General features: G+C 43.5%; 23 protein-coding genes and 2 pseudogenes. 18 read left to right on the top strand and 7 right to left on the bottom strand.

Going from position 1 to position 25591, the window contains the following annotated elements:
- Nucleotides 1-15 precede the first annotated feature (15 nt).
- From fdhD to NLX78_RS10605, 7 genes are all read left to right on the top strand, one after another.
- Entirely contained in the window at nt 16-828 is an 813-nt protein-coding gene (gene fdhD / locus NLX78_RS10635) for a formate dehydrogenase accessory sulfurtransferase FdhD (RefSeq protein ID WP_250268884.1), read from the top strand.
- A 133-nt stretch (nt 829-961) separates the two neighbouring features.
- Complete coding sequence (locus tag NLX78_RS10630; protein WP_061829719.1) at nt 962-1210, top strand: MoaD/ThiS family protein; 249 nt, start codon at nt 962-964, stop codon at nt 1208-1210.
- Between the two features lie 55 nt (nt 1211-1265).
- Nucleotides 1266-1997 carry a molybdenum cofactor biosynthesis protein gene (locus NLX78_RS10625; protein ID WP_302057337.1) on the top strand — a complete coding sequence of 244 codons (732 nt, stop codon included), beginning with the start codon at nt 1266-1268 and terminating at the stop codon, nt 1995-1997.
- Nucleotides 1998-2060: 63 nt separating this feature from the next.
- The gene (locus NLX78_RS10620; RefSeq protein WP_302057336.1) at nt 2061-3140 is read left to right on the top strand and encodes a thiazole biosynthesis adenylyltransferase ThiF; all 1080 of its coding nucleotides are present in this window, start codon (nt 2061-2063) and stop codon (nt 3138-3140) included.
- 102 nt (nt 3141-3242) lie between these two features.
- Nucleotides 3243-4064 carry a molybdate ABC transporter substrate-binding protein gene (modA, locus tag NLX78_RS10615; protein WP_254350338.1) on the top strand — a complete coding sequence of 274 codons (822 nt, stop codon included), beginning with the start codon at nt 3243-3245 and terminating at the stop codon, nt 4062-4064.
- Between the two features lie 27 nt (nt 4065-4091).
- Nucleotides 4092-4757 carry a molybdate ABC transporter permease subunit gene (modB, locus tag NLX78_RS10610; RefSeq protein ID WP_254350337.1) on the top strand — a complete coding sequence of 222 codons (666 nt, stop codon included), beginning with the start codon at nt 4092-4094 and terminating at the stop codon, nt 4755-4757.
- Between the two features lie 248 nt (nt 4758-5005).
- Nucleotides 5006-6541, top strand: a complete 1536-nt coding sequence (locus NLX78_RS10605; RefSeq protein ID WP_254350442.1) for a choice-of-anchor Q domain-containing protein — start codon at nt 5006-5008, stop codon at nt 6539-6541.
- A 236-nt stretch (nt 6542-6777) separates the two neighbouring features.
- On the opposite strand, the gene NLX78_RS10600 is transcribed toward NLX78_RS10605, so the two are convergent.
- Complete coding sequence (locus NLX78_RS10600; RefSeq protein ID WP_254350336.1) at nt 6778-8088, bottom strand: amidohydrolase family protein; 1311 nt, start codon at nt 8086-8088, stop codon at nt 6778-6780.
- Between the two features lie 150 nt (nt 8089-8238).
- Between NLX78_RS10600 and NLX78_RS10595 the strand changes: the two genes are divergently transcribed.
- A complete protein-coding gene (locus NLX78_RS10595; RefSeq protein WP_419538109.1) occupies nt 8239-8673 on the top strand; it encodes a MarR family winged helix-turn-helix transcriptional regulator in 435 nt (144 codons plus the stop codon).
- 119 nt (nt 8674-8792) lie between these two features.
- A complete protein-coding gene (locus NLX78_RS10590) occupies nt 8793-9140 on the top strand; it encodes a Na-translocating system protein MpsC family protein (RefSeq protein WP_134903409.1) in 348 nt (115 codons plus the stop codon).
- Between the two features lie 110 nt (nt 9141-9250).
- Here NLX78_RS10590 and NLX78_RS10585 read toward each other — a convergent pair whose 3' ends face one another.
- Nucleotides 9251-9685, bottom strand: coding sequence for a DUF4395 domain-containing protein (locus NLX78_RS10585; protein ID WP_483311649.1), 435 nt, complete (start codon nt 9683-9685; stop codon nt 9251-9253).
- A 235-nt stretch (nt 9686-9920) separates the two neighbouring features.
- On the opposite strand from NLX78_RS10585, the gene NLX78_RS10580 reads away from it, so the two are divergent.
- The 3 genes and pseudogenes from NLX78_RS10580 to NLX78_RS10570 all read left to right on the top strand — a co-directional run bounded on the left by NLX78_RS10580 (nt 9921) and on the right by NLX78_RS10570 (nt 11627).
- The gene (locus NLX78_RS10580) at nt 9921-10658 is read left to right on the top strand and encodes a tRNA(His) guanylyltransferase Thg1 family protein (protein WP_061830403.1); all 738 of its coding nucleotides are present in this window, start codon (nt 9921-9923) and stop codon (nt 10656-10658) included.
- A 2-nt stretch (nt 10659-10660) separates the two neighbouring features.
- Complete coding sequence (locus NLX78_RS10575; protein ID WP_250260860.1) at nt 10661-11113, top strand: AAA family ATPase; 453 nt, start codon at nt 10661-10663, stop codon at nt 11111-11113.
- A gap of 11 nt (nt 11114-11124) precedes the next feature.
- A pseudogene (locus NLX78_RS10570) lies at nt 11125-11627 on the top strand (hypothetical protein).
- Between the two features lie 36 nt (nt 11628-11663).
- On the opposite strand, the gene NLX78_RS10565 reads toward NLX78_RS10570, so the two are convergent.
- Entirely contained in the window at nt 11664-12152 is a 489-nt protein-coding gene (locus tag NLX78_RS10565) for a hypothetical protein (RefSeq protein WP_254350335.1), read from the bottom strand.
- Between the two features lie 305 nt (nt 12153-12457).
- On the opposite strand from NLX78_RS10565, the gene NLX78_RS10560 reads away from it, so the two are divergent.
- From NLX78_RS10560 to NLX78_RS10550, 3 genes are all read left to right on the top strand, one after another.
- Nucleotides 12458-13930: an Ig-like domain-containing protein gene (locus tag NLX78_RS10560; RefSeq protein WP_254350334.1), complete on the top strand. Its 1473-nt coding sequence runs from the start codon at nt 12458-12460 to the stop codon at nt 13928-13930.
- A 203-nt stretch (nt 13931-14133) separates the two neighbouring features.
- Entirely contained in the window at nt 14134-15012 is an 879-nt protein-coding gene (locus tag NLX78_RS10555; protein ID WP_254350333.1) for a hypothetical protein, read from the top strand.
- A gap of 190 nt (nt 15013-15202) precedes the next feature.
- On the top strand, nt 15203-19786 hold the full coding sequence (locus NLX78_RS10550) for a fibronectin type III domain-containing protein (protein ID WP_254350332.1): 4584 nt from the start codon (nt 15203-15205) through the stop codon (nt 19784-19786).
- Nucleotides 19787-19835: 49 nt separating this feature from the next.
- On the opposite strand, the gene NLX78_RS10545 is transcribed toward NLX78_RS10550, so the two are convergent.
- On the bottom strand, nt 19836-20345 hold the full coding sequence (locus NLX78_RS10545) for a discoidin domain-containing protein (RefSeq protein ID WP_061830396.1): 510 nt from the start codon (nt 20343-20345) through the stop codon (nt 19836-19838).
- A 791-nt stretch (nt 20346-21136) separates the two neighbouring features.
- Between NLX78_RS10545 and sigK the strand changes: the two genes are divergently transcribed.
- On the top strand, nt 21137-21838 hold the full coding sequence (sigK, locus tag NLX78_RS10540; RefSeq protein ID WP_013311218.1) for an RNA polymerase sporulation sigma factor SigK: 702 nt from the start codon (nt 21137-21139) through the stop codon (nt 21836-21838).
- Nucleotides 21839-22166: 328 nt separating this feature from the next.
- On the opposite strand, the gene NLX78_RS10535 is transcribed toward sigK, so the two are convergent.
- Both NLX78_RS10535 and NLX78_RS10530 read right to left on the bottom strand, forming a co-directional pair.
- Entirely contained in the window at nt 22167-23141 is a 975-nt protein-coding gene (locus NLX78_RS10535) for an alpha/beta hydrolase (protein ID WP_254350331.1), read from the bottom strand.
- Entirely contained in the window at nt 23138-23767 is a 630-nt protein-coding gene (locus NLX78_RS10530; RefSeq protein ID WP_254350330.1) for a TetR/AcrR family transcriptional regulator, read from the bottom strand. Before NLX78_RS10530 ends, NLX78_RS10535 begins: the two co-directional genes overlap by 4 nt.
- A gap of 188 nt (nt 23768-23955) precedes the next feature.
- Here NLX78_RS10530 and NLX78_RS26500 point away from each other — a divergent pair.
- Nucleotides 23956-24102, top strand: a pseudogene (locus NLX78_RS26500) (sigma factor); the annotation flags it as partial.
- Between the two features lie 173 nt (nt 24103-24275).
- The gene (locus NLX78_RS10525) at nt 24276-24737 is read left to right on the top strand and encodes a 2-thiouracil desulfurase family protein (RefSeq protein WP_061830393.1); all 462 of its coding nucleotides are present in this window, start codon (nt 24276-24278) and stop codon (nt 24735-24737) included.
- 103 nt (nt 24738-24840) lie between these two features.
- Here NLX78_RS10525 and NLX78_RS10520 read toward each other — a convergent pair whose 3' ends face one another.
- Nucleotides 24841-25590: a YdcF family protein gene (locus NLX78_RS10520; protein WP_254350329.1), complete on the bottom strand. Its 750-nt coding sequence runs from the start codon at nt 25588-25590 to the stop codon at nt 24841-24843.
- Nucleotide 25591: the final 1 nt, after the last annotated feature.

Genomic DNA, 25591 nt, shown 5'->3' with positions numbered 1-25591 from the left:
AAGGGAGTGGAGCACATGGAAAAGCCAGCTGAGGTAAAACGTGAGATTCTACGTTATCGTGACGGTCAGATCAAGCGTTTTGAAGACACTGTGGTGACGGAGCATCCGGTGACCATCAAAATCAATCAGCAGGAATTTGCTACCATGGTTTGTACACCAGAGTATGTGGAGGATATGGCAGTAGGTTTTTTGGCCTCTGAAGGCGTCATCCAACGGTACGATGATATTGAAGATATTTGGGTTCAGGAAAAAGAAGGTTTTGTTCATATTAAAACCCGTCGAATGAATGAGTTTTATCAAAACTTTCATTCCAAACGGTACATTACCTCCTGCTGCGGAAAAAGCAGACAGGGCTTTTATTTTATGAATGATGCCAAAGTGGCAAAAAGAATGAATGATACCCATGTTACGCTGTCTTTTGACGATTGTTTCCGCTTGATGGATTTAATGCAAAGCTCGGCACTTACGTTCCAAGAGACCGGTGGTGTTCATAATGCAGCGTTGTGCGATAAAGACGGGATGATCCTGTCCAGAATAGATATCGGCCGACACAATGCGCTGGATAAAATCTATGGGCATTGCCTAAAACATGATATTGTATTACAAGACAAAATCATAGTATTCAGCGGACGCATTTCGTCTGAAATTTTGTTGAAGGTTGCAAAGATTGGCTGTGAAGTTGTGTTGTCCAAGTCAGCTCCCACAGAGCTTGCACTTGAGTTGGCTGAGGATCTGGGAATTACAACCGTCGGCTTTATACGCAGTCATTCTCTGAATGTATATACGCATACCGAGCGGATTGATGAACTGGTTGAATCTAAAATATAATATACAAATCCTCATTGTACACCGTCATAGTTAACCAGCATGGAATAAAACCTTTCGGGGTATTCATTCATGTTGGTTTTTCTTGGTACATATGTGGTGGACAGTCACTGTACTGAAAAGGAGGGGATGTTAAATGAACTATCATATTCAAGTATTTGCCGGACTTGCGGAACAGATGGGAGGGCCTATAATCACGGTGCCTACTGATCAAGAAACGATGAGCGTTGCCGCGTTAAAAGACTTGCTATCCGAGTGTTTCCCTGAAGCAGCAGCCCAGTTGCAGGGTTCTTTTGTTGCCAGAAATCAAGCCTACGCCGCTCCTGAGGACCTCGTAAGTATCCATGATGAGATTGCGATTATTCCTCCGGTTTCAGGAGGGTAAATTCTATTAATAGAATAAATGAATTCGATAGAATAGGTGCAAGGGGGCAGATCATATGCAATACCGTATTCAGCTATTCGCAGGTATGGCGGAGCAACTTGGTAATGTGATCACGGTAGAACTTTCACAGGAAGCGGTGACCATTGCAGACATTCGAAAAAGGCTGAATGAGCTGTACCCGGAAGTAACTTCACAACTGCCAGGTTCTTTTTTTACCCATCATAAAAAGTTGGCTTCTCCAGATGAACTTGTGCTTCCATCAGATACAATTGCTCTTCATCAGTCAGCACCCGGGATGGAGACGGTCGTTTCAAAATGTGGCTTATTTGCCATTACGTACGACCCGATTGATGCCGATGAAGTAACCTCAAAGGTGCTCGACCCTTCTCATGGCGCCTCGCTGACTTTCAATGGTACGACTCGGGAATTTACGCAAGGTCAACGAACGGTGCTGCTTGAATATGAGGCGTATGTCCCGATGGCCATGAACACAATGAAGCAGATTGGTGACGAAATTGCAGAGCGTTGGCCTTCTACACGTACTGCGATTACACATCGGCTTGGTACGGTAAGAATTGGAGAGACGAGTGTGGTGATTGCTGTCTCTGCTGCACACCGCGATACTTGCTACGAAGCCAGCCGCCATGCCATTGAACGGTTAAAGCAAATCGTACCGATTTGGAAAAAGGAAGTGTGGGAGGACGGCTCAGAATGGAAGGGGCATCAGCTGGGTGGCTGGAACCCTCAAAATACTCCAAAGCTTTCGAATAAGGGCGAGGACATTTGAACTTTTAGCTTGTCTGATCAACTTGTAGCTATCAATGGATAAGTATGGGGGTGTAAATCAACGATGTCAGAAATGGACAAAAATCAGAAAAAAGAAGTTGATGCACAAGCACATGCGCATAAGTCTCATGCCCGTTATTCTAGACAGGAATTATTCTCGAAAATTGGACCGACAGGCCAGCAAAATATCCGTAGTAAGCACGTGCTGATGGTGGGGGCCGGCGCACTGGGCACTGCCAATGCTGACATGCTGGTGCGAGCGGGCATCGGACGGCTGACGTTGGTAGACCGTGATTATGTAGATTGGAGCAATTTGCAGCGTCAACAGCTCTATGACGAAGCGGATGCCCGTGGTCAGATCCCCAAGGCAGTGGCCGCGCAGAAGCGATTGCAGCAAATCAATTCGGACGTGGACATTCGTGCGCTAGTCCGGGACGTCTCGCTGGAGGAAATCGACGATATCGCAGCAGGAGTAGATCTTATCGTAGATGCCACCGATAATTTCGATACACGTCTGCTTATGAACGATTATGCGGTCAAGCACCGAATTCCTTGGATTTACGGGGCGTGTGTGGGCAGCTATGGGACAACCTTTACCATCGTGCCAGGGCAGACACCGTGCCTGCATTGCCTGCTCGGGACCGTACCGCTTGGCGGTGCGACCTGTGATACGGTCGGTGTGATTAGCCCGGCTGTACAGATGGTGGCCTCTTATCAAAGCGCCGAAGCATTGAAGCTGCTCACCGGGGACGATTCGGCTTTGCAAAATAAGCTGATATCTTTCGACTTGTGGAACAATCAGCATCAGGCGATTCAAATCAGCGCCATGAAGAAAGCCGATTGCCCAACGTGTGGTGAGCACCCAGTGTATCCTTTTTTACAATCGGAGCATCAGGCTAAAACGGCTGTCTTGTGCGGACGAGATACGGTTCAAATCCGCCCTGCCCTGGGTACTGTACGTGATCTGAATGAAGCGGCACGTTTGTTATCCCGTCAGGGGGGCAAGGTGGAGCATAATCCATACCTGGTATCCGTTGTTATCGGAACGCATCGAATTGTTCTTTTTCAGGATGGACGCGTCTTAATTCATGGCACGAAGGACATCGCCGAGGCGAGATCGATTTATCACAAATATTTGGGTTGACCCAATAGATTCGACCGGTTATGAGATGTACAATGTTTCCTTATTTTCGCTATCACACTTCGTCATCTCATTTTGGAATTTATAGGATAGGGGAAAAACAAGTTGAAAAAGAAATTTGGGTACATATTCACGTTCGTTGGATTGTTGGCATGGGTTCTGGCGGGGTGCTCGTCTCCGGCTGCTGTACAATCGGCACAGTCCGCACCCAAGACAGAACTAGTCGTATCAGCCGCTGCAAGTCTTCAAGATAGTCTGAATACGCTCAAAGGCCAGTATGAGAAACAGCACCCAGATATCAAACTTACCTTTAACTACGCTTCATCTGGTACATTACAAAAACAGATTGAGCAAGGCGCACCCGCTGACGTATTTATTTCGGCAGGCATGAAGCAAATGAAGGCATTAACCGATGCTTCATTAGTGGAAAAGGATAACGTGCTGCTTCAAAATAAACTGGTTGTGGTTATTCCGCAAGATAAGGCGAAAAGCACAGATAACAAAAGCATTACGCTCAATGACTTGATGGGTCCTTCTTTCCTGAAAGTGGCTGTTGGGGAGCCTACTACCGTTCCCGCCGGACAGTATTCCAAAGAATCGTTAACGAAGGCTGGACTATGGGACAAGCTGGAACCTAAGATGGTATTCGCCAAGGACGTAAGACAGGTATTAAATTATGTTGAAACAGGCAACGCCGATGCAGGACTCGTCTATCTAACGGATGCCAAATCATCCGATAAAACGGTCATAGCACTGGAAGTGCCCGAGAAATTGCATGCACCCATCCTGTATCCTGAAGGCATTGTAAAAGCAACCAAACATAGCCAGGAAGCAGGCGAGTTTCTTGATTTTCTACGGACAGATGAAGCAATGAGTGTGTTCAGTAAAGATGGATTTTCAGCCCCTACAGAAATGACGGGAAAATAGAATTTACAGATAAAGGAGGGGGTCCCGTTGGATTGGTCAGCTTTTCTTCCTCCGGTTATCGTATCTGTTAAAGTCGCTATCGTCGCCAGCATCATCGTCTTTTTATTAGCTACTGTGGTAGCGCGAATGATGGCGAACTGCACGCCGCGGAGGGGAACCAGCGTGATCGAGACCGTCCTACTTCTTCCGCTCGTTTTGCCTCCCACTGTTGTCGGCTTTATTTTGCTCATCTTGCTGGGAAGGAAAAGCTGGATCGGCACTGCCTTCGAAAACCTGTTCCAGCAGACGATTGTATTTACGTGGGGAGCTGCAGTGGTGGCGGCCGTAGTTGTTGCTTTTCCACTGGCTTACCGTACGATTAAAGCAGGATTTGAAGCTGTAGACCCGGAGGTAGAGCAGGCTGCACGTGCGCAAGGTGCCAACGAATGGCAAGTGTTTCGCCACATTACGATGCCCCTTGCCTATCGACCGCTCATTTCAGGATACATTCTCGGATTTGCCCGAGGGTTAGGGGAATTTGGCGCTACGCTGATGCTTGCAGGTAATATTCCTGAACAGACCCAAACTCTGCCTACAGCAATTTACACTGCGTCCGAGGTCGGAAATATGACACTCTCCTGGAGCTGGGTAGCCGTCATCATTTTATTCTCTTTTATCATGTTGATGCTTTCTAATCGACTGGTAAAGGATTAGTCCGTCTGGAGTAAGAACATGCGCAGTCTGACGATAGGGCAGCTGCGGCAACGTTATAGAGCAGCTTAGATCACCAAGAAACCCTGCGATTACTAAAACGCAGGGTTTCTTGTTCCTTTCGACAGCGATTACGGTGACCTCCCGGTCCTTGGTATCGCGCATTAGGTTGCACTAATGGCCGATGCCATAGAACAGATTTAGTAGAATTATGGTACAATTTACAAGAAAAACAAAGGGGGATGAGGAACATGAAGAAATTCGGGCAAATGTTTCTGGTAGGTTTAGCCATGGCTTTCGGGCTTGGTCTGGTGGCCGGAAATGTGCAACCTCCCGCCGCTTCCGCGGCCGGTACAGAATATTATGTGGCCACGAGCGGCAGCGACTCCAACGCCGGAACGAACGATGCGCCGTGGAAGACGTTGCAGCACGCGGCCGACGTGGCTCCTGCGGGCAGCACGGTTTACGTCCGAGGCGGCGTGTACAAGCAGAAATTAAAGATTACCCGCTCTGGCTCCGCTTCCCAGGGTCCCATTGTGTTCACCAACTATGGGACAGAGACCGCCATTATTGATGGCAGCGGACTTTCGGTTAGCGGGAACGAAGGGCTGATCGAACTGGCCGATGTCAATTACGTTACTGTTCAGGGGTTTGAAATTCGCAATTTTACCACTGCTTCCAAGAACGTGGTGCCTGTAGGTATTTATGTCCACGGTTCGGGCGGCTTCATTAATCTGTCCAACAACAAAATCCATGACATCAAAAACACGGTCACTCCGACCGGCAAAGATCGATTGGGTCGGGACGCTCACGGTATCGCTGTTTACGGCACGAAAGCTCCGGCTTCGATTCACGACCTTACGATCAGCGGCAATGAGCTGTACAATCTCGTGCTGGGCTCCAGCGAATCGCTCGTTTTAAACGGCAACGTGGATGGCTTTGTGGCGACCAACAACCTTATTCACGATAATGACAACATCGGGATTGATTTGATCGGCTTTGAGGGCACCGCGCCGAATACGACTTACGATCAGGCGCGGAACGGGTTGGTGAAGGGCAATCGGGTGTATAATAATTCAGTTCAAAATAACCCATCTTACAAGAGCGATGACAACTCGGCCGGCGGCATTTATGTAGATGGAGGCAAGGACAGCATTATTGAGCAGAACTACAGCTACAACAACGATATCGGCGTCGAAATTGCTTCTGAGCACGCCGGTAAAGCAACCAGTAATATTACGGTTCGCAGCAACGTGATATATAACAACCGACTGACCGGCATTGCCATGGGCGGTTACAATGAGGAGCGTGGCTCCACGGTAAACTGCAAGATCGTGAACAATACACTATACAAGAACGATACGTTTGACGACGGAAGCGGTCAGCTTTTGGTTCAATATGATACGCGAAACAACGTGATCAAAAACAATATTTTCGTGGCCAGCTCCACGGATGTGCTGATATCCAATGGATACACCAAAAATTCCGGCAATGTTGTGGATTATAATTTATATTTTGCTCCAGGCGGCAGCTCGGAAGCCAATTGGACTTGGAAAAATAAAGAGTATACGGGATTCTCCGCGTACAAATCGGGGACCGGCAACGATACGCATTCTCTATTTGCCGATCCTAAATTCGTGAATGCCGCGAACAACGACTTCCATTTGCAGTCTTCGTCACCTGCGATCGATGCCGGGAACACGGACCGTGCCATCATTGGAACACTGGATATCGACGGGAAGCCAAGAGTACAGGGAGCCGCTGTGAACATCGGTGCCTACGAGTAAGTCCTATATTTTATGACAAACAGTGCATGGCGAAAGTGTTTGGGGCCACTGTTTGTACATTTTTACAATGTTCCTTGTAATTAAAACACCTTCAAAGTGAAACCCCATGTCGTAAGATATGGAGATAACCTTGAAGGTGTTTTTGCGTTGGCAACAAGATTAAGCTATCCTCGGAAAGTAAAAATGGAAGTCATACAAATGAGATTAGAAAGTTGTTCCTGTTCGATAGGCTACGATTAACATAGTTGTTGCACACCTTTTAACCATACGGATTTGATCGACAAAGTATCCGAGATGTTGGCTGTCGGATCACCGTTTACTAGTATAAGGTCAGCGAGCGAACCTTCGGCAATACAGCCGCGATCGTTAAGCCCAAAGCAACGGGCCGGTTTCGCGGTAGCCGACTGAAGCGCTTCTATGGGAGTAAATCCGGCCTCAACCAGCAATTGCATTTCATGATGAACGCTGGCTCCATGAGCGAGGCCGCCAAGATTGGGAACAGGAACGGGGGCGACATCCGTCCCGACCAGAATATCCACACCGGCACGGTGAAGATCCATCACATTTTTAAAGCTATTCTCCAAATTGCCTTGCGGGAAAGTATGGAAGCTTGAGTTCAAAATATCGATCCATTCCGGACTTAATTTGGAATAAACACGTGAATCATTCGCCAATTCTGATGCCGGATTCCCCAGAATGGATGAGTTCAATACCAAGCACGGTATAACAAACGCGCGTGAATCCGCTATGGATTTCACCAACTCGGATGTGAATTCGGGCCTGTCGAGAAACAAGTGACCCAATCCGTCGACTCCCATATCGATGGCGGTTTGCGAAGAATGAGCCGTCAAGACGTGAGCTATGACTATTTTATCGAATTTATGGGCTTCTGCCACGGCTGCTTTTAAAATCTCGTCGCTTAAAATAGGCAGTCCAGGGGCACCCAAGACCGTCCCTTCTTCAATCATGATTTTAATATAGTCGGCGCCACTCTCCACTTGGGTATGCACATGTTTGATCGCTTCTTCCACTGTCGTCACTTGGGGCACTTTTTCGTGATCGTGAGCGTAGGCGGCTAGCATAGCTTCCCGGTCTTCCTTGGGTAACTTCTCCAATTCCTTTAATACGAACTCAGGAATTTCATCCTCATCCTGCAATAATTCATCCGGATGACCACCTGGAGCAGTGATCGCTGTGCCGGCGGAACGGACTTCAGCGGCGTCATTCACGTTTTTCAACTGGATCTTGCGCCCTCTTTCTGTAAAACTGCCGTTCATTTCGAGTTCTGTCGTGACGCCGAATTTTAAAGCATCTCGTAACCCACCGATTGAAGTGTGGACATGCGCATCAATCAGGCCAGGCAATAATGTCGCATTTTCCCCATCGATGATCGTTGCATGCGTCGGAAGGTCTCCGCCTACCGAAATAATGGTTTCCCCCTGGATGACAACATTTCTGGGCTCAATAACTTTTTCTCCATCGAAAATACGTACATTCGTAATCGCTGTAACTTTTTCTACCGTAGAGCTTTGAGTTACATTCTTCATGTCGTTCCTCCTTAGTGTTCAGTTTTAAACACTTAGAATTCTAACTATTAGTTTTATAACTGTCAATAAACTGATTTTCATTTGACAAACAGTTTAGAGATTTATATAGTTTATTTACTGACAATTAGACTTCTAATAATTTGAGGAGGTATGATTATGGAAACCCAAAAGGATACGGTTTTTCTGGATTTGTTTCAGGTTATCGGTCTTAAGTTAAAGAAAAGAGCGGACGAGAGCATAAAAGAGTTGGGATTAAATGCTCAACAAGGAAAAATGATTAGATATATCTACGAGAATCAAGAAAATAATTTAATTCAGAAGGATCTGGCCGATCGGTTTCATCTGCGCGGAGCCAGCATTACAAGCATACTTCAAGGTCTTGAGCAAAAAGGATTCATCGAGCGCAAAATCCCGGCCAATAATGAGCGGCAAAAAAATATTTATGTTTTACCAAAAGCCATTGAATTGATTGAAGCTTTTAGTGACTCTTTTCAAAAGGTGGAGGACGAAATTGTTCAAGCCCTGACCGAAGAGGAGAAGCAAATCTTAGAGGAAATGTTAAACAAAATTAATGAACGTTTATAATTTTAGATAAAATCATGTTCCAAAAATCACTTTCGCTAGTCTCTGTTTTATAGGAGAGGAATCGGTTATGATGGATATAGTAATAGGGATTTTAGTAGATTTTAGGAGAGCGGTGCGATATGAGAAGGGAAACGGGTTTTAACGAAATTATTCGAAAAGTACGTAAAGAGCTGTTTGGGAAAGGCCCGGAGCGCATACATACAACCTTTGTAGATAATATGGCCATCACGATGCTGTATGGAAATTTAACCCCATCCGAAAAGTTTCTGGCACAAGAAGAATCTGGGAAAGAGATGGTGCATGCAGCTCGAACCAAAATGGTTCAAAAAATATATCCCACACACTTCAATAAAGAACTGGAGGATTACATGGGTTCGCGGCTGCTGCACCTCTTTTCAGATATTAAAGTGGAGGAAGATATAGCCATCTCTGTTTTTGTATTTGAAGATAATATTACCGCAAAATAAAAAGAAGGCGGAACCGATATAGCATCCATATTGTTGGAGAGTTCGGCTACACCCTCGATTTAATTAACGATGTCCTAATTGAAATGGAATGAATAGAGAGTTTTTTCTGTTTACACGTTTTTTCTTCTTCGATATTGATATTGGGACCATTGGTAGAGAACAAAACATCCTATGCAAAAACCAAGGATAGCCACCAAGGCCGCCACTAGGACCATGGCCGAAAATACATAAGCGACAATACTCCACTGGAGCATAAATCCTACCCAAGCGACCAGCAGAAAAAAGACGGCAAGAAGCTGATTAAACCTTTGCTGTTCTCGGTTCTCCTGCACATATGAGGAGGGGCTTTTCTTCAAGAAAAGCTTGGCTATCCGCATTACTGGATTGAAGTTAAAAAGGACGCCGAGCACTCCCGCGATAAGAGGAATAACTAGCACCCCATATCCCCCTGTAATCCAAGTAAAAACTACAGATAAAACAATTACCCATTGATTAGCCCTGACTAACGGGCGCGGAATGGATGGATTTTGGCTCAAATATATCATCCTTTTCATATCGGAATAAATTCAAAGATGGAAATATTATAGCCTAACATTTGGGGAATAGATACCAAAAAACCAAAGACTCTGCAAGCCCATCTGCTAAGGTTTTTTGTCTTGCTTAATTCCTAGCAATGCATAATCCAATTTGTTACAATTCTTATATACGCCTATTGGGGAAGATAGACATTGTTGTACTCTATGCGCAAACCACGGATCAGGAAAGGAACCTACATAGTTTATGAAAAAAAATGATTTTGGAAATAGGATGAAGGAATATGAAAATGCCTATAGATTAAGCCTACCACGCCGTTTACCCGTAATTATCAGAATTGATGGTGCGCATTTTCATACCTTTACACGTGGGATGACGAAACCTTTTGATGAGAAACTAATTTTTGCATTATGGGAGACGTGTAAATACTTGGCCTATAACATTATGGGATGTAAATTGGTGTATCATCAGAGCGATGAAATTTCACTGCTTCTTACGAATTATGACAAATTAACGACGCAATCCTGGTTTGAAAATAATCTTCAAAAGATGGTGTCCATATCTGCCTCGCTGGCTACAGCCAAATTTAATGAGGAAATCCAAAAGGTTTACCCAGGTCAGCCTTTAGCCACTTTTGATGCGAGAGCATGGGTTTTGCCCCAGGATGAGGTTACAAACTACTTCCTATGGAGACAACAAGATGCTACTAAAAATAGCATTTCTATGGTAGCTCAAGCCCATTTCAGGCATTCAGAACTAGAAGGATTGAACGGAAATCAGCTACAAGACAAGCTTTTTGTGGAAAAAGAGCTAAACTGGAACGATCTTCCGGTCTGGCAAAAGCGGGGAATTTGCATTACCAAACAACAGTACAACAAAGGCGAAGCCGTTAGAAGCAAGTGGGATGTTGATCATGAGACACCGATTTTTTCACAGAATAGAGATTATATTAACCAATATGTATACTTGGACAAGGATGTGTAGATTTGGAGTGTGTCATTTTTATAGGAATTCAGGCTTCGGGCAAGTCGACATTTTATAAAGAACATTTCTTCAAAACACATATGCGAATAAACCTTGATATGCTTAAAACACGGAATAGGGAAAATATTTATCTACAAGCCTCCATCGAAACCATGCAGCGCTTTGTTGTAGACAATACAAATGCTACTGTTATAGAACGGAAGAAATATATAGATGCTTGTAAAAATAAGGGATTTAAAATTATTGGCTACTATTTTGAGCCCGATTTTGCAGAATCTATTAAGCGTAATGAGCAGCGTACAGGCAAAGAGTATATTCCTGAAATCGGTATTAAAAGTGTAATGAGTAAACTAGAGGTTCCAAGCTACGAAGAAGGATTTGATGAACTCTATAGCGTGATTTCCATTGAAGGAACGTTTCAGATCAGAAGACTGCCGGAAAACCATACAATATAGGGGGGACTATCATGAACATACCTGAGAGATTCATCAAACGTTTTCCAGCATACGAGGACGTATTTGCCAGCGATCTTGAACATCATCGCAAGCACTTTCTGCCGATTTGCTCGATTAATCTTCAGTTCTTATTCCCGGAGCAGGACGAGTGGCTGCATTTTGTTTCATGAACTCACCCGTGATTTTGAGGAAAAGCAATCCAGCGGTTGGGGGCTGAGTTTCCCTGAAGTTAACGGAATTTTGGATGATATCGCTTTTCAGTCTGATAAGGCTCAAAGCTACATCAAGGAATATGGGGAATCATTGGAAGAAATGCTCCAGTTTGAGCAAACCAATTTGCTCCAGTTTGAGCAAAACCAATTTGCTCCATGTGCCTAAGCGTCCCAATGGTGAGACTTTTACCTATATCGGTTCCATTACCGGATATTATTTTCAAGCGTGCGGGGCGGATACCGTCTATTTATTTTACGACCAACAATTAAGCAAAGCGGTAATTTGCTTCGAATATTCATAAGTATATAAAAAACTCCCATCAAGGGAGTTTTAATATTTATTTCTTATTCATCTCCACATTATGCTCTTTGGCAAGTGTGTTGACCTGTTCACCAAAATCTCTGAATAGTTTTCTACCTTCGCTGAGCTTAGTGTTACTTTCATTGATTAAGTTCAGATCCTGTTTATCCAACGCATCGAGCATCTTAATGAAGGCTTCCTTTTGAGTACTAGCGGCCTTGATGTAGGTTTCGTGGACGGCTCTTACCTCAGGAGTTTCTGTCTTTACAGCTTCTAACTTATCAACAAATTTGGTGTATTCCGGGATGATATCGTCTTTTAAAGCATTATATAGTGTAACATCATCTGTAAAGTTATCTCCGGTCACAGCTTCATACTTATCAGTAATTGCTTTTTCATCTTGTGCCAATGGAAGCATTCCATCATTTACATACGTGATTAAATCTTTTTTTATCGGATCGGTAGAGCAAGCTGCCAAAATGGAGAAGCAACATAATACTAATATAAATACGCTGAGCTTTTTCATCTGTATTCCCCTTTTTTGTATATGTTATGGGTAATTCGATTCATTTAATAGTCAGAAAGAACTATCCATATTATTTGATTATATCGTATAAATAAGAGAATGGTAGGAATTTTATGGTAAAATAGTGTCAAAATTAAGTTGATTAACCTAAAGCTATTCATTCGTATTACAAATAAGAATATTTTAAGAAGTATATTCCACTTGAACCAATAATGTATTATGATAGAGCCATACAGCCTAGAAATCGCCCTGGTTTATCCGGGGATAGCGGGAATTCCTTAAACCATTTGAGAGGGGATTTCAGTATGAAGAGGTTCAAAAAGGCTATTGCAGTGATGTTAAGCATGATGCTCCTGTTTGCTTTCGGAATGACTGCGAATGCGAGTGAAAGTACGGAGGTTGCATCGGATCAAGCGATTAAAGCAGAATCCGAGATTCAGCTAACAACTGACAAGGAAGACGTCATTAAGCGTTTGACACGGGCAGACAAGCCAGACAGCGTTACGTCTTCGGTTTATGTCATGCAAGAAAATCTCAACTTCAAGACACCAGAGACAACCTCATTGAAAAGGGAACCCGTTACTTCGCTGAAAGCAAGCCCAATGGCTGCTTCAGCCACAGCTTCTTCTGCTACGTATTCAGGTACGATTACGCAAGAGGGAGGCACACAATTTTTATATCCGATCTATTTGCAGCCAGGTGAATTGTTGCAGTCTCAGTTGGATGGTCCATTTTCAGCTCAGCTTGACTATGACTTATACTTATATGAGTTTGATATGACGACAGGTGACATTAATCCTAATGCCATTGACGCATCCACCTATGGTACTTATTTTAACAATTATGAACAGGGTGCTGCCTCACTTCCTGAAAACGTAGGAACCCGCAACACTGCCGGATATGAAAAGGCATATGCGATTGCTGTCCATGCCAAAAAGGGTTCCAGCATCAATGATCCTTTCTATCTAACGGTCGATACAAGTTCCAGCTACGATGCATATGAACCAGATGAGAGTGCTTTCCATGCCTATAACTTTACCTTTAGTACGGGGGGTTCGTCGCTTAATTCACGCTCCATTCATTCAGGCATTGATAACGACTGGTACCAAGTTACGATCCCTGCCAGCCGCAATTATGACGCTTTGAACGTAAAGCTTGACAGTGTATCGGACGGCTACGGCTACAAAGCGGAAGTCTACGGAGCCCTTACCGGAAACCAAATGGTACTTTTGCCACAAACGAATCACAATGTTAGCCTAAATACAGGAACCTACTATGTGCGAGTGTACACAACAAATCAGTTTTCAGCTGACCATTCATATGCACTCACACTTAAACCGGTGCTTCGGGCTGGGAAAGTTGTAATTACCGGTTATGATTCTTCTAAAAATGGGCCTAATGACTACCCAACCTATTCTTATGGGCGCCATTATCGAGTTAATGGAAGTAGTAGTTTTACTGTGAAGGGTGTAGTTACTACAACTGACAATTATCCAGTTGCAAATGCTCCTGTTGACGTAACATGGTTGAATCAAAACTGGAGCGAAAGCAGCGGAAATCGCACTCGCACAGGTACTGCATATACGGATCAGAATGGAGTTTTTAGTGTTACTGTTTCCCTGCCACCTTCAACTGGAAGTATTGCAGAATATCTGTCTGGAGCTATCAGTTTCACACACTATTTTGATCTTTCGGGGGTAGCTGCTCAGGTGAGAGGTACTTCGAATATAGCCACAGATGTTGTATATCACTTTGCTTACAGTATTTATGGAGGGTGATAGATGGGGTTATAAAGCAATCACTTAAGGTGAATTGTTGCTTGAATGAAATAAAAGTAGTTTGTTTCAATTTTTGTTCATTATTGGGACAAAGCGTATATTCATTCCATATATGCTTTGTCCGATATATATAGAAACAGGGTCACATTACACTATACATACGCCTTAGATTGCCTGTTACAAACATGACAGGAGGAAATAGAATGAATTTTGGATCTCTTAGAGCACAGCAAGCGATTCTTAATGCAAGTAGTTTACGGATCAATCCGACAAGCAAGCAAGCTCCACCACCCCAGCTTCATAAAGAACAGGTCTCCAGAATGGTAGTTCAAGACTCCGTGGAGATCAGTGAAGCTGGTAGACAGTTGGCCGAAGGGGCTATTGTATCAAAGGCTGCCAAGTATTTCGGTACAACACAGATTAATGATTCATTAAACCTGGTTTTGGAAGGTCAGCCAGAAGAAGTGTCTAATGCAGTGTACAGTATGATTCAATCTAATTTTATCGTCGACGGAACAGTAACGGATGAGAGTCAGCGAGCTGTGCTGCTGGAGATGGGAGTTACTCAATCCAAGTATATTGCTGATCATTATATGGAAGGCGACAAGGCCAAAGAATTTCTCGAAACCATGAACCAGATTGCTAGTATTGCTTTGACACGATCCACTGATCCAGAGACCGGAGATATTAGCTACACGACTCCAATAGATCGTCCGTCAGGTGCTCCTGAGGATTATGTCAAGCTATCGGAAGTGATGAAGCAGGTCGATCCTCAAAAATATACGGCGTACATGAATGATATTAAAGGTGGAGGAAATGGGCTGAGCCAACTGTTAAATTTTGCGCAAAATGTTCCTCAACATCCCGATTGGATTGAGAAATACAAGGAACGCACGGGACAGAACGCAGAGTTGCTAAATAACACACCGCTAAACAATCGGTTTGACAAAGCTGATACGACATCAGCTTCTGCTTTTTTGAACAGTATGCAAAATCTTCTTAAGGAATCTTCCGCTACTCAGGATTCTTACATGCAGAATATACGAGGATTTTTTCGGAACTTGGGCGTTCAGATTCATTAATATCCTCAAATAATTTGTCAGTTCTGTTTACATCCTGCTTGGAACGAAGTATAATAGCTTCAAAACATACTCGTGATATAGAGGAAGCACCTCAAACCTAGGCATACGCCTTCGTTTGAGGTGCTTTTTCTATTTACCCGAAGCGAGTTTGTAAAACTCTTTGAAAATAAAATAAAGTAAGGAGAAGTGTATGTATCGAAAAAATAAGCGAAAGGTAAGGAAGTATAGGAAATGGGTGTATGGATTTTTGGCTGTATTCCTACTATTAACGATGATTCCCATATTTCCGGAAAGGGTATCAGCTGCTGCTCAGGAGATCATGGGGGGCCCTTTTTGCCAAAACAATTTGCCGGGTGGAGGCGATAGTTGGGGTTCTTGGTCAGGAAATGGGATAGGAGCAACGGAAGTATATACTGGCATGGGTTCGGCCAGGTATAAATGTGATGGTACTACGCAGCCGACAAATCGTTTTATTGATATTGGAAGATCCATTAAGACTTCGGATTACAGGATTTTTGTTTACATTGAAGGGTCTTATCATACTGATATATATGCATCTAATAACGCAGCAGGCGACAGTTGGAGGCCTAATGGAACGAACTTATATACATGGACTAATGTAACGAAATTCTATGCGGATAGATATTATCAGGGAAAATGGTTAGATATCACCGACTCTATTACATTAAGAGATGTTCGATATTTCAGAGCGGTGGGAGATAGCCAACAGACAAGTGCTGAAATATCCAAGTTTGGAATCCGTGTTATTCCCAAATCGGACCTAATGCCTAAACCACCTCAGATCCATGCAGGTACAGAGGGACAAGCGATCACAGGATGGACCAAAGAACCTGTAACCGTGTGGATAAATGGGGACGTGGCTCCTGAAGGACTAAAATACTATGAATATAGCCTGAATGGAGGAGCATTTCAGCAATACACCGGGCCTTTCACTGTCTATGACCATGGTGTAAATACAATTTATGCCCGGACAGTGGACGTAAATAATCAGTATAGTGGTCTTTCTTCTGGGAATGTCCGAATAGACAAGATGCCTCCAACTCCACCCACCCTAAGCGCAACGGGAAATAGTAATGACTACGCCATTTCATTACAGCCGGGAACAGACGATTATTCTGGACTAGCCCATACTCAATTTCGTTTGACAGGCGTTGTGAATCAAGATTGGCAGGACTATGTTGGAGTGTTTCATGTGAATAAAGATGGCAAAAGCACGGTTTATGCACGCTCCATTGACAGCGTCGGTAATGTGAGCCAAGAGGTTAGCAAAGAAATCACGATTGATAAAAAGGGACCGACTGCTCCTGTCATCCGGGCTAGTGAAACAGGTCCAACGAACCGTGATGTAAATGTTACCATTGATTCAGGAAGTGATTCTGCAAATGGAATTAAGATGACACAGTATCGCTTGGGTCCATTAGGGGAGTGGCGGACATACAATGGCACTTTTACATTAAACGCAGAAGGGACTTACGAATTAGCAGCACGGACGATCAATAATCTCGACGTGTCTAGTCCAATCGTGACTCAATCGGTTATGATTGATCGAACCCAGCCAACGCCTCCAAAAGTTACGTTTTCCGAGGTGACGACACCTACTCGATATACCAATAAGCCAGTGGAGTTTGCTCTATCGGGTGCGACGGATACTACAGCAGTACATTATGAATATCAATTGGATTCTGGCGCCTATGTGCCTGGTTCGTTGGGAATATTAAAGGATTCGGGTATCATAAAAGTGACTGCTCAAGCTGTAGATGCAGCTGGGAATCGAAGCGATCCGGTGTCCGCAATGTCTTATATTGATTTGGAACCACCGACGATCCAACTGACGCCGGATTCGCGTGAATGGAAAGATTCCCATATTCATGTGAGGATACGATATGCCGATCAGCATTCGGGGGTTGAGTTATCCACAATGCAGTATAAAATCACGAACAGCCCTGATTCACCCGAAAACTGGGATGCTGCAGCCGATACAACAATCCAGAAGGATCTTTCAGATGAAGGTGAATGGTATGTTCATGCCAAGGTCAAAGACAGGGTGGGTAATATTTATGAAACGGTCAGCAGTGCACTTCGCATTCAAAAGCAGCCCCAGTCGGTTGTGCTCTCTGCGACATCCGTACGAAATACAGAAGCTGATTTGCAGTGGACTCTCCCGTCGGGCCTTGTTGATGGTTACGTTTATACAGTCCGAAATCTAACAACTAATGAGGTTTGGGATGTTACGCATCCGGCAAATTCTTTTACAGATAGAGGGCTACAAGGAGGGCGGCAATACGAATATGAAGTGCGTTCTAGTAATCATGTAGGAGGCAATGCGTATTCCAATCGAGTCCATGTATTAACGTTACCTGATGCTCCTGATCATATCCAGTTACGACCTGTCTCTCGTCATTCTACAGAAATCTTGGCTGATTTTACGCCAGTTTCATCAGCTAACAAATATAATATTACAGTAGCAGACGTAAGTACGGGAGAAACCACATTTAAGGATACGGTTACACAGGATGTGTATAATCCAATTACGGGAATAAAGCCTGGTCAATATTACGATGTTTCTGTATCAGCTATTAATGACACTGGAGAGGGTACAGCAAAGCATGTATCTTTTCTAAGCCTACCAGACAGCCCGAACGGATTCCGGAATGTAACTGTAAGAGAAGATGGAATCGATTTGAAGTGGAATTCTGTAATCACTGCCACCTACTACGCCCTAGAACGTGACGAAGTCTCGGTTTATAACGATGTGTATACAGAATTTACCGATACTGATCTTCAAGCAGGAACAGAGTATGGTTATAACGTTTCCGCTGAAAATGCAACAGGATTCGGAGACTATGCCCATCTAGGAGTCATCACTTTACCTGATCGAGTAACTACAATATCAAGTGTGACGAAGGATGTGTATGCTATCGGTGTTGCGTGGCAGGATGTGCAGGGGGCTGAAGGATACATCTTGAATGTTAACGATGAACCGAAGGTGCGGGTTGCACGTGGTATCCATTCATATACTTTTGAGGGATTGCCTGCGGGTAGATCTGCCAATATTAAAATACGAGCCTACAATCGAAGTGGTACAGGTAAAGATACATCTATCAACGCATTAACACTACCTGATTCAGCTGTGCAACTTGCAGCTGAAGATGTTCGCGAGCACGATGCCACGTTGATATGGGCCCCGGTTGATGGGGCAACTCAATATAAGGTAACGATCAACGGTCAAGATTATTATAGTACGGAACCACGTGTGGTTGTATCTGGTTTAACAGGTGGGAGAAACTATGATTTTCAAGTGAGCAGTGGGAACAGTAGTGGTTTCAGCCAGCCAGCGTTGGGTAAGCTGCTGACACTTCCTCCTCAAGCACAAAATGTTAATGTTACAGAACTTGAGGATGGCCAGATTTCGCTGAGCTGGGATGAAATCAAGAGCGCTTATCAATATACTGTAACCCGTAAAGATACGGGGGAAGTTTTTAACACCAGAGATACTCATATTAAGCTTTCAGATATCCAGCCTGGTATGATTTACTCGTTTGGTATACAGGCCGTGAATACAACGGGGAGAGGTAATATAACTCCCTTTACGCATCGCGCTTTGCCAGGTCAAATACCAGACAATAGATTGACTGTGAAAGAAGTAACAGATACCGATTTGGTTGTTACGTGGAAAGAAGCTCCGGGTGCAGATGCTTACAATGTCTACCAAAACGGGGGGCTTATCGGTCATACGACCTCCCATGAATTTAAAGTAGATGGATTGGATAGTTCTACATTGTACTGTATTACCGTCAAGCCATTGAACACAAGTGGTGAAGGTAAGCAGACAGAAGGTCAGGTCGAGACGCTGCCGTCTCCAGCGTTTGCATTTTCGAAGACAGAAACAACGAATAGTGAGTTTATCATCCATTGGGAGTCAGACCATGAGAATGATATTTTCGTCCTCGCCAGTGAAGGAGTAGAACTATATCGTGGTAAGGAACGAAGCTATATCTGGAGAGAACTTAAAGAGAAGCAATTGTATAAAGTTCAACTATGGGCAGAAAATAGTCAAGGAAAACGCACAGAGGCAAAACAAGTGAATGGAAAAACAACGGGTAATACTGTGGACGCAGGGGGTGGAGCAGGAGGGGCGGAGAGTGTAAAACTGATTCAGCCTGTTGTAAAGGAATCGTTAGAAGCAGAGTATATTCAAGATTCAACCGTTGAGAAGAAGCCAAATCATTTTAGCGACATTGAACGGGTATTTAATAAAGAAAAAATAAATGTGCTTGCCGATTTGGGTGTAGTAAAGGGAACAACTCACATGCTATTTGAGCCGAACAGACCTGTGACGCGTATGGAGTTCACTTCTATGCTGGTCCGTTCCTTGAAATTACCGCTCGAAACGGATGTGACTTTAGGCTTCGAGGATATCAATCCATCGGCGTGGTACGTTGATCTGCTCAAAACGGCGATTAAAGATCAGGTCGCTCGTGGGTTTAGTAATAGAGAATTTGGCCCAGATCGGATCATTAACCGTGAGCAGGCGGCTAAAATGGTGAATAACATTATCAAAGCTACTCCACAGCAAGAAAGCAGTGCATACTCGGATTCCTCTCAAATTGTAGAGTGGGCCAGAAAGGATGTACTTGGCCTAACCGAGATTAATTTAGTACAAGGATATCCAGATGGTAGCTTCCGTGCCAAGCAGGAGGTCACACGGGCGGAAGCGGCAGAGATGATTTATAACATGCTTCAAATGAAATAGAATAAATCAAGGGGCGGCATTGGCCAGCCCCTTTTTTGTGTGTAGTAACTTATTCCGCAATAGCGGGGTTTATATTGGATGCTCTGTAGGCAGGAACGCCATTAATGAGTGCGGTTTTAAGCTGAATATATCGTATACCATAATAGGAGGTTGTACTACTCAAGCCGGATGAAAGTACAGTTATTTTATAATATGAAAAAGGAATCTCATTACTAAATTGATAAGTTGTTTTTGCAGTGGTTGGCAAAGTTTCAACTTCACCTAACCTAAACCAATTTTCTCCGTCAATAGAGCCGTGAAAAGAAAATGAAAGTATAAAAGCTCGAGAAGATGGCTGAGCTAAAAGAATATCATTGATCGTCTTGCCTGTATCTAATTTGAAGATGATTTCTCCACCTCTACCGCTTAAACTGCTCTCCCAATAGAGATTATTATCGACTAAAACATTTTTCGGAAAAGTATTTTTAGAATCCCCGTTGGTTGAAACATTTTCCTCTGCTATAACAACAGGATCTACAGAAAAAGTATAGTTGTCTGGATTTTGGCTGAATTTTGCCATGTTGAAATTCCTCCTTAAGTTTAATTTTTGAATGTGGTGAAAAGGTTGATTTATATCATTTATATGGAACTCTCTATGAATATATTCCTTGATGATAGAATGCATACTAGTGTTTAAGCGGTCCAACATCATAATAGCAAGCTCATTTGCGGGCGGGGAGTTGCATGTTTAGAATATAAATAACTAATTGAGGTGCGAGAATGGAAATGGATAGAATATGAAAATATACACTTATTATTTGGGAGACGGCATATTCCCTTTGGATTGGGAAGTTTGTTTTAGTACTGTTGAGGAATATAAAAGAAAATTATTTGAGAAGTACACGGCTTCCCAAGAATATAATGATTTTGTAATAGGTGGATTTAATGTGCTTACCGACAAAATAGATGTGATTCTGAATTGAGGCGATGAAAGTAATGGTGCTGAGTTTGCTATTGTTTTAAAACGAGATGAAGATGGAGATACAATGGTCTATTCCCCACTCCCATTGTCATATTTAGAAAGAAGTTAATACTCTGCTGAAAGAAAAGGAGGAAACCAAGTGATGAATAATGTAAAGCTATCCCGGGTTTCCCTCTGGCTATATGGAGTGCGTTGATTTGTGTCGAAGAGATCTCTACGTTTCGAATTAAGTATCGGAGGTTGCTCCAGAAGGTATCTGGCAAATTGTTACGGAGCAGTTTTCGGAGTACAGGCACGGATGGGCACCTGCCTACATACAATAAACAGACCGCAAGCCCGGTAAGTAACAAAGGCCGGTAAGTTCGCAACTACCTCAGGAGGTGTCATCCGTGCCCGGACTATTTAGCGCTATCGCTCTGTTCATCAAGGAATTGACGCTGCTCGTTTCCTACGTGAAAAACAACGCCTTTCCGCAGCCATTGACTGAGAAAGAGGAAGCTCGACACCTAAAGCTGTTTGCCGAAGGCAACGCACACTCCCGTAACACACTCATTGAACATAACCTACGGCTGGTGGCCCATATTGTGAAAAAATTCGATAACACCGGCGAAGATTTGGAGGATCTTATATCCATCGGTACCATCGGACTGATCAAGGCCATTGAAAGCTTTCAGACTGGGAAAGGCACCAAGCTGGCAACATTTGCAGCCCGTTGTATAGAAAATGAAATTCTGATGCATTTACGATCCCTAAAAAAAACACGCAAAGACGTATCTCTCCACGATCCTATAGGGACTGATAAGGAAGGCAACGAGATTACTTTGATTGATATCCTCGGCACCGAGGCGGATGATATTGTAGATAAAGTACAGCTCAAAATTGAGAAAAGTAAAATCTATCGCAACCTGGATATTTTAGATGAGCGTGAAAAAGAAGTGGTGATCGGCCGCTTCGGCCTGGAAGCCGGAGGAGAAGAACGAACACAGCGGGAAATTGCACGAGAACTGGGAATTTCGCGCTCGTACGTGTCACGAATCGAAAAGCGCGCGCTGATGAAGTTGTACCATGAGTTTTACAAGCAGAAGGGGTAATGGATAAGGAGATATATGAAGCCGCTTGAGGCCCTTAACAGGGCCTTTTTAGGTCTTTTTCATAATTCGATTACTTGCTTCTTTTCAGAGGCGTGTTTAAATTGCATCCCCCTCTACCCATCCAATATTCTTATCTAAGGCTATTTTATAAAAACAACTGCTCCTTTTCGCTTAAATAATAACTATTTTGCTATGTGTTTTTATTTAAAACGCAAATAAAAGCCTGTAGTGGTTTTCTACACTACAGGCTAAAAAATGCTTGATATTATTGGGTGTTTATACTTTGTCAGGACAAGCTCCTTCGCTAGTTGGCTCTCTTGGATTGAATTTATTTTCCTACATACTCATCCCAAAAGCGATCTACTCTTTTGAAATACTCAGTGGGGTAATGGTTGATGGCATCGATGTGCTCCGTATTTTGAGGGTACCATACTTCTGCTTTTGGGTTATCTTTTAAGGACTCGTAAATAATTTCTGTATTTTTATAACTAATTTGCTGATCTCCAGTACCATGAATGAGCATAACTGGCTTGTCTTGCATCTTTTTTACCGCATCCATAGGTGATATGGAATCAAGATCAACCTTAAAGGCCCAATTTGCCATCCATGTCGATGTATAACTAAATGGAAACGCAGGTAAACCTGAAAAGAAGGGCAAACCCTCTCTCAGAAATAGACCAGCATTACGAAAAGGACTATCCGCAATTACGGCTTTGATGTCATCACTTTCACTTGCGGCTAGCAAAGAAGTAGCAGCACCCATCGAAAAGCCGATAACTCCAATCTTATCACCCGTATGGTCTCTGGATTTTAAATAGCTTACAGCTCCTAGCAAATCGTATTTTTCATTGAAGCCCAGTGTAATCAAATCACCATCGGATTTACCTTGTGAGCTGAGGTCAAATCCCAATACATTGTAGCCTTTCGGAACGAAATGCTCTACTAACTTTTGGGTCCGCCCTTTGACTAAACGATTGCTCGTATATCCATGGACGACAATAATTGTCTTATTACTTGCTTTACCAGAAAGACCACTTGCAGGAAAGAAGGAACCTCTAATCGTATTATCATTTTTCAAACTCTTGAACTCGACCTCTTCGTAGGGAGTTTTATCGATATTCAATCCGTAGCTGACATTAGTGTCTCTAGGATGGTGCAACAAGGTGTCTACTACTTTATAAGATATAAAAAATACAAGAGCCATTACAAGCAAAAGCACGATCCCTAGGCTCCATAAAATTTTCTTTCGTTTTTTCACACGAACGTTAAATGTCAGCTCGGGTTGTAATGATGCCTGACTCATTCAGACTCCTCCAGTTTTTCTTTAGGTTGTATGGGGGCGAACAAATAAAAGGCATGCCCCTTCAGATTTTCCCACTCGCGATGATGAATAATACTTTCTCCAAGGGTTAAGCCCACTCCATTTAAGAAAGAGATATAGGCACGAGAGATCATTGCTGGAGAAAAGCTTTTGTTGAATTCTCCCATTAACTGTCCCTTGGCATAGACGCATTCGATCGCATCTGTCATTACCTTTATACTTTCAAGGACCTTCTGTGTAAGTTCAGGGAATCTTATTCGTTGTCCTAAGACAGATTGAACAAGCCGCAATTCATTTATATAGAAGTAGATATGGTTGAATTGTTCTGCCACCATGTTCTTAATCAATACACCTGGCGTCCCCTCTTGTTGTAGACAAGCAAGCGATTTCACCTGAATATCAGCAAGCGGCTCAAGGACAGCGGCGTAGTATAAAGCTTCTTTGCTGGGGAAATATTGAAAAATGGTTCCAGGAGTCACTCCCACACTCTGCGCAATGATAGCCGTTGTGGTATTAGAATATCCACTTTCTGCGAACAGGACAACAGCTTCTTCTAGGATACGTTTACGCCGCTCCAGTCTTTTTTCTTCATTGATGGGTCTTGCCAAATGTATTCCCCTCTCTTTAAACTAAACTTTTATTAATTAAATGATTGATTATTTAATTAATAATATATCTTAAATTATGACTTATAGCAAGAGTGAATTTATCTTACTACGAGCAGGATGAACCTTAACAAATAAAAAACCAATATGCGCCTCCGGCTTGTTTTTATCAGGTTATTTTGGATGAATACATTGAAAGCTTTCGGACCGGGAAAGGCACCAAGCTGGCAACATTTGCAGCCCGTTGTATAGAAAATGAGATCCTGATGCATTTACGTTCCCTGAAAAAAACACGCAAAGACGTATCTCTCCGCGATCCTATAGGGACTGATAAGGAAGTCACGAATTGAAAAGCGCGATCATGATTACGATTATGTCATCAGCTGGAAGAATATCCTTACGGAATGCGGACGTAGTGGTGAGTCAAAATTTTCGTACGATGACTCTATTAGAAAATTTGTTTATACTTTAACTACTTAATAGTGAATGCAATGGATATGAGGTGGAACTAATGATTCTGGTAAGTTCGTGTTTAGCGGGCATGAAGGTACGATATAACGGGACGGATAGCCTGGATGTACATATTCAGAAGTTGGTAGAGGAAAAGAAAGCTGTGACGATCTGTCCTGAGCTTTTGGGGGGCTTTGTGACTCCGAGAGAGCCTGCTGAGATTGTTGGAGGGACAGGCGAGGATGTGCTGAACGGCACAGCTAAGGTGGTCGAGTTCTCAGGCAACGATGTTAGCGATATGTACATTAGAGGTGCGTATGAAGCCTTGAATATAGCCAGAGAGGTTAACGCAACACTTGTTGTTTTAAAAGAAAACAGCCCGTCCTGCGGATCAGCAGCAATATATAATGGGTCATTCGAAAATCGTAAAATAGCAGGTAACGGGGTAACCTCGGCTTTGTTAAAAAAGGAAGGCTTTAAGGTCATATCGGAAGAACAAATATCAGATATTTTCTTGGATTAGAATGTGTAAGGGTAGATCAAGCGCCTTGCTAGCTTACAGGCTTATACCTGCGAGCGCAAGACGCTGGTTTGTGCTATGTGCCGCTATACGATTAGACATCACATTATTTAAGCTTTAATGCAAGAATTCCTAAGTATTCCTTGAGGGCTGTTCCGGTTGTAGACATGGCCCCAGCAGACGGCGAGAGCTTGCCAGCATACAGTGACAGCTTTTCACTTGCCAGATAGTCGGTAGGATAAGCTATGACCTGCATGCCTGCACGCTGAAATTCCAGTGCAGCACGTGGCATATGGAAAGCGGAGGTCACCAGAACAGGTCTAGTGAGTTGATGTTTTTTTAAAATTTGCGATGTATATACGGCATTTTGCTGTGTGTTCAAAGAACGGTTTTCGATCAGGATGTCTTTTGCCGGAATACCGAGTCCTAGTAGCTGCCTTTGCGCAATATTCGCTTCATTACCACTGTCTCCAAACACTTGCCCGCCGGAGAAAAGAATGGGTAAGCCTGTTGCTTCGTGCAGTCGGGCCGCAGTGAGCAGTCGATTAGCCGCAGATCCTAGCAGATTGCCTTGTCCATTGATGTCGGGGGTTCCCTGTGTGGCTCCGCCCCCAAGTACGACAATGACATCGCCTTGAACGGTACGGGGTTGTGGGTACTGTTTTTCCAGGCTACTTATTAACAAATCTCCAGCCAGATTGGTCGAGGAAATATACAGCAGCAATGTGACAAGAAGCAGTACGACCGCAGGTATACGTGCCCTTTTCCATAGCCAGATCACGAGCCCTGCCATCACGAGGATGAACAAACCGGGAGGGAGCACAAAGCTGTACAAAAATTTGATGATATAAATCAAG

Origin of the sequence: Paenibacillus sp. Lou8.1 (genome assembly GCF_024213565.1) — a bacterium.
GTDB lineage: Bacteria > Bacillota > Bacilli > Paenibacillales > Paenibacillaceae > Paenibacillus > Paenibacillus polymyxa_B.
Note: the sequence above shows the minus strand (reverse complement) of the source record. Positions and strands in the feature narration are given on the sequence as shown.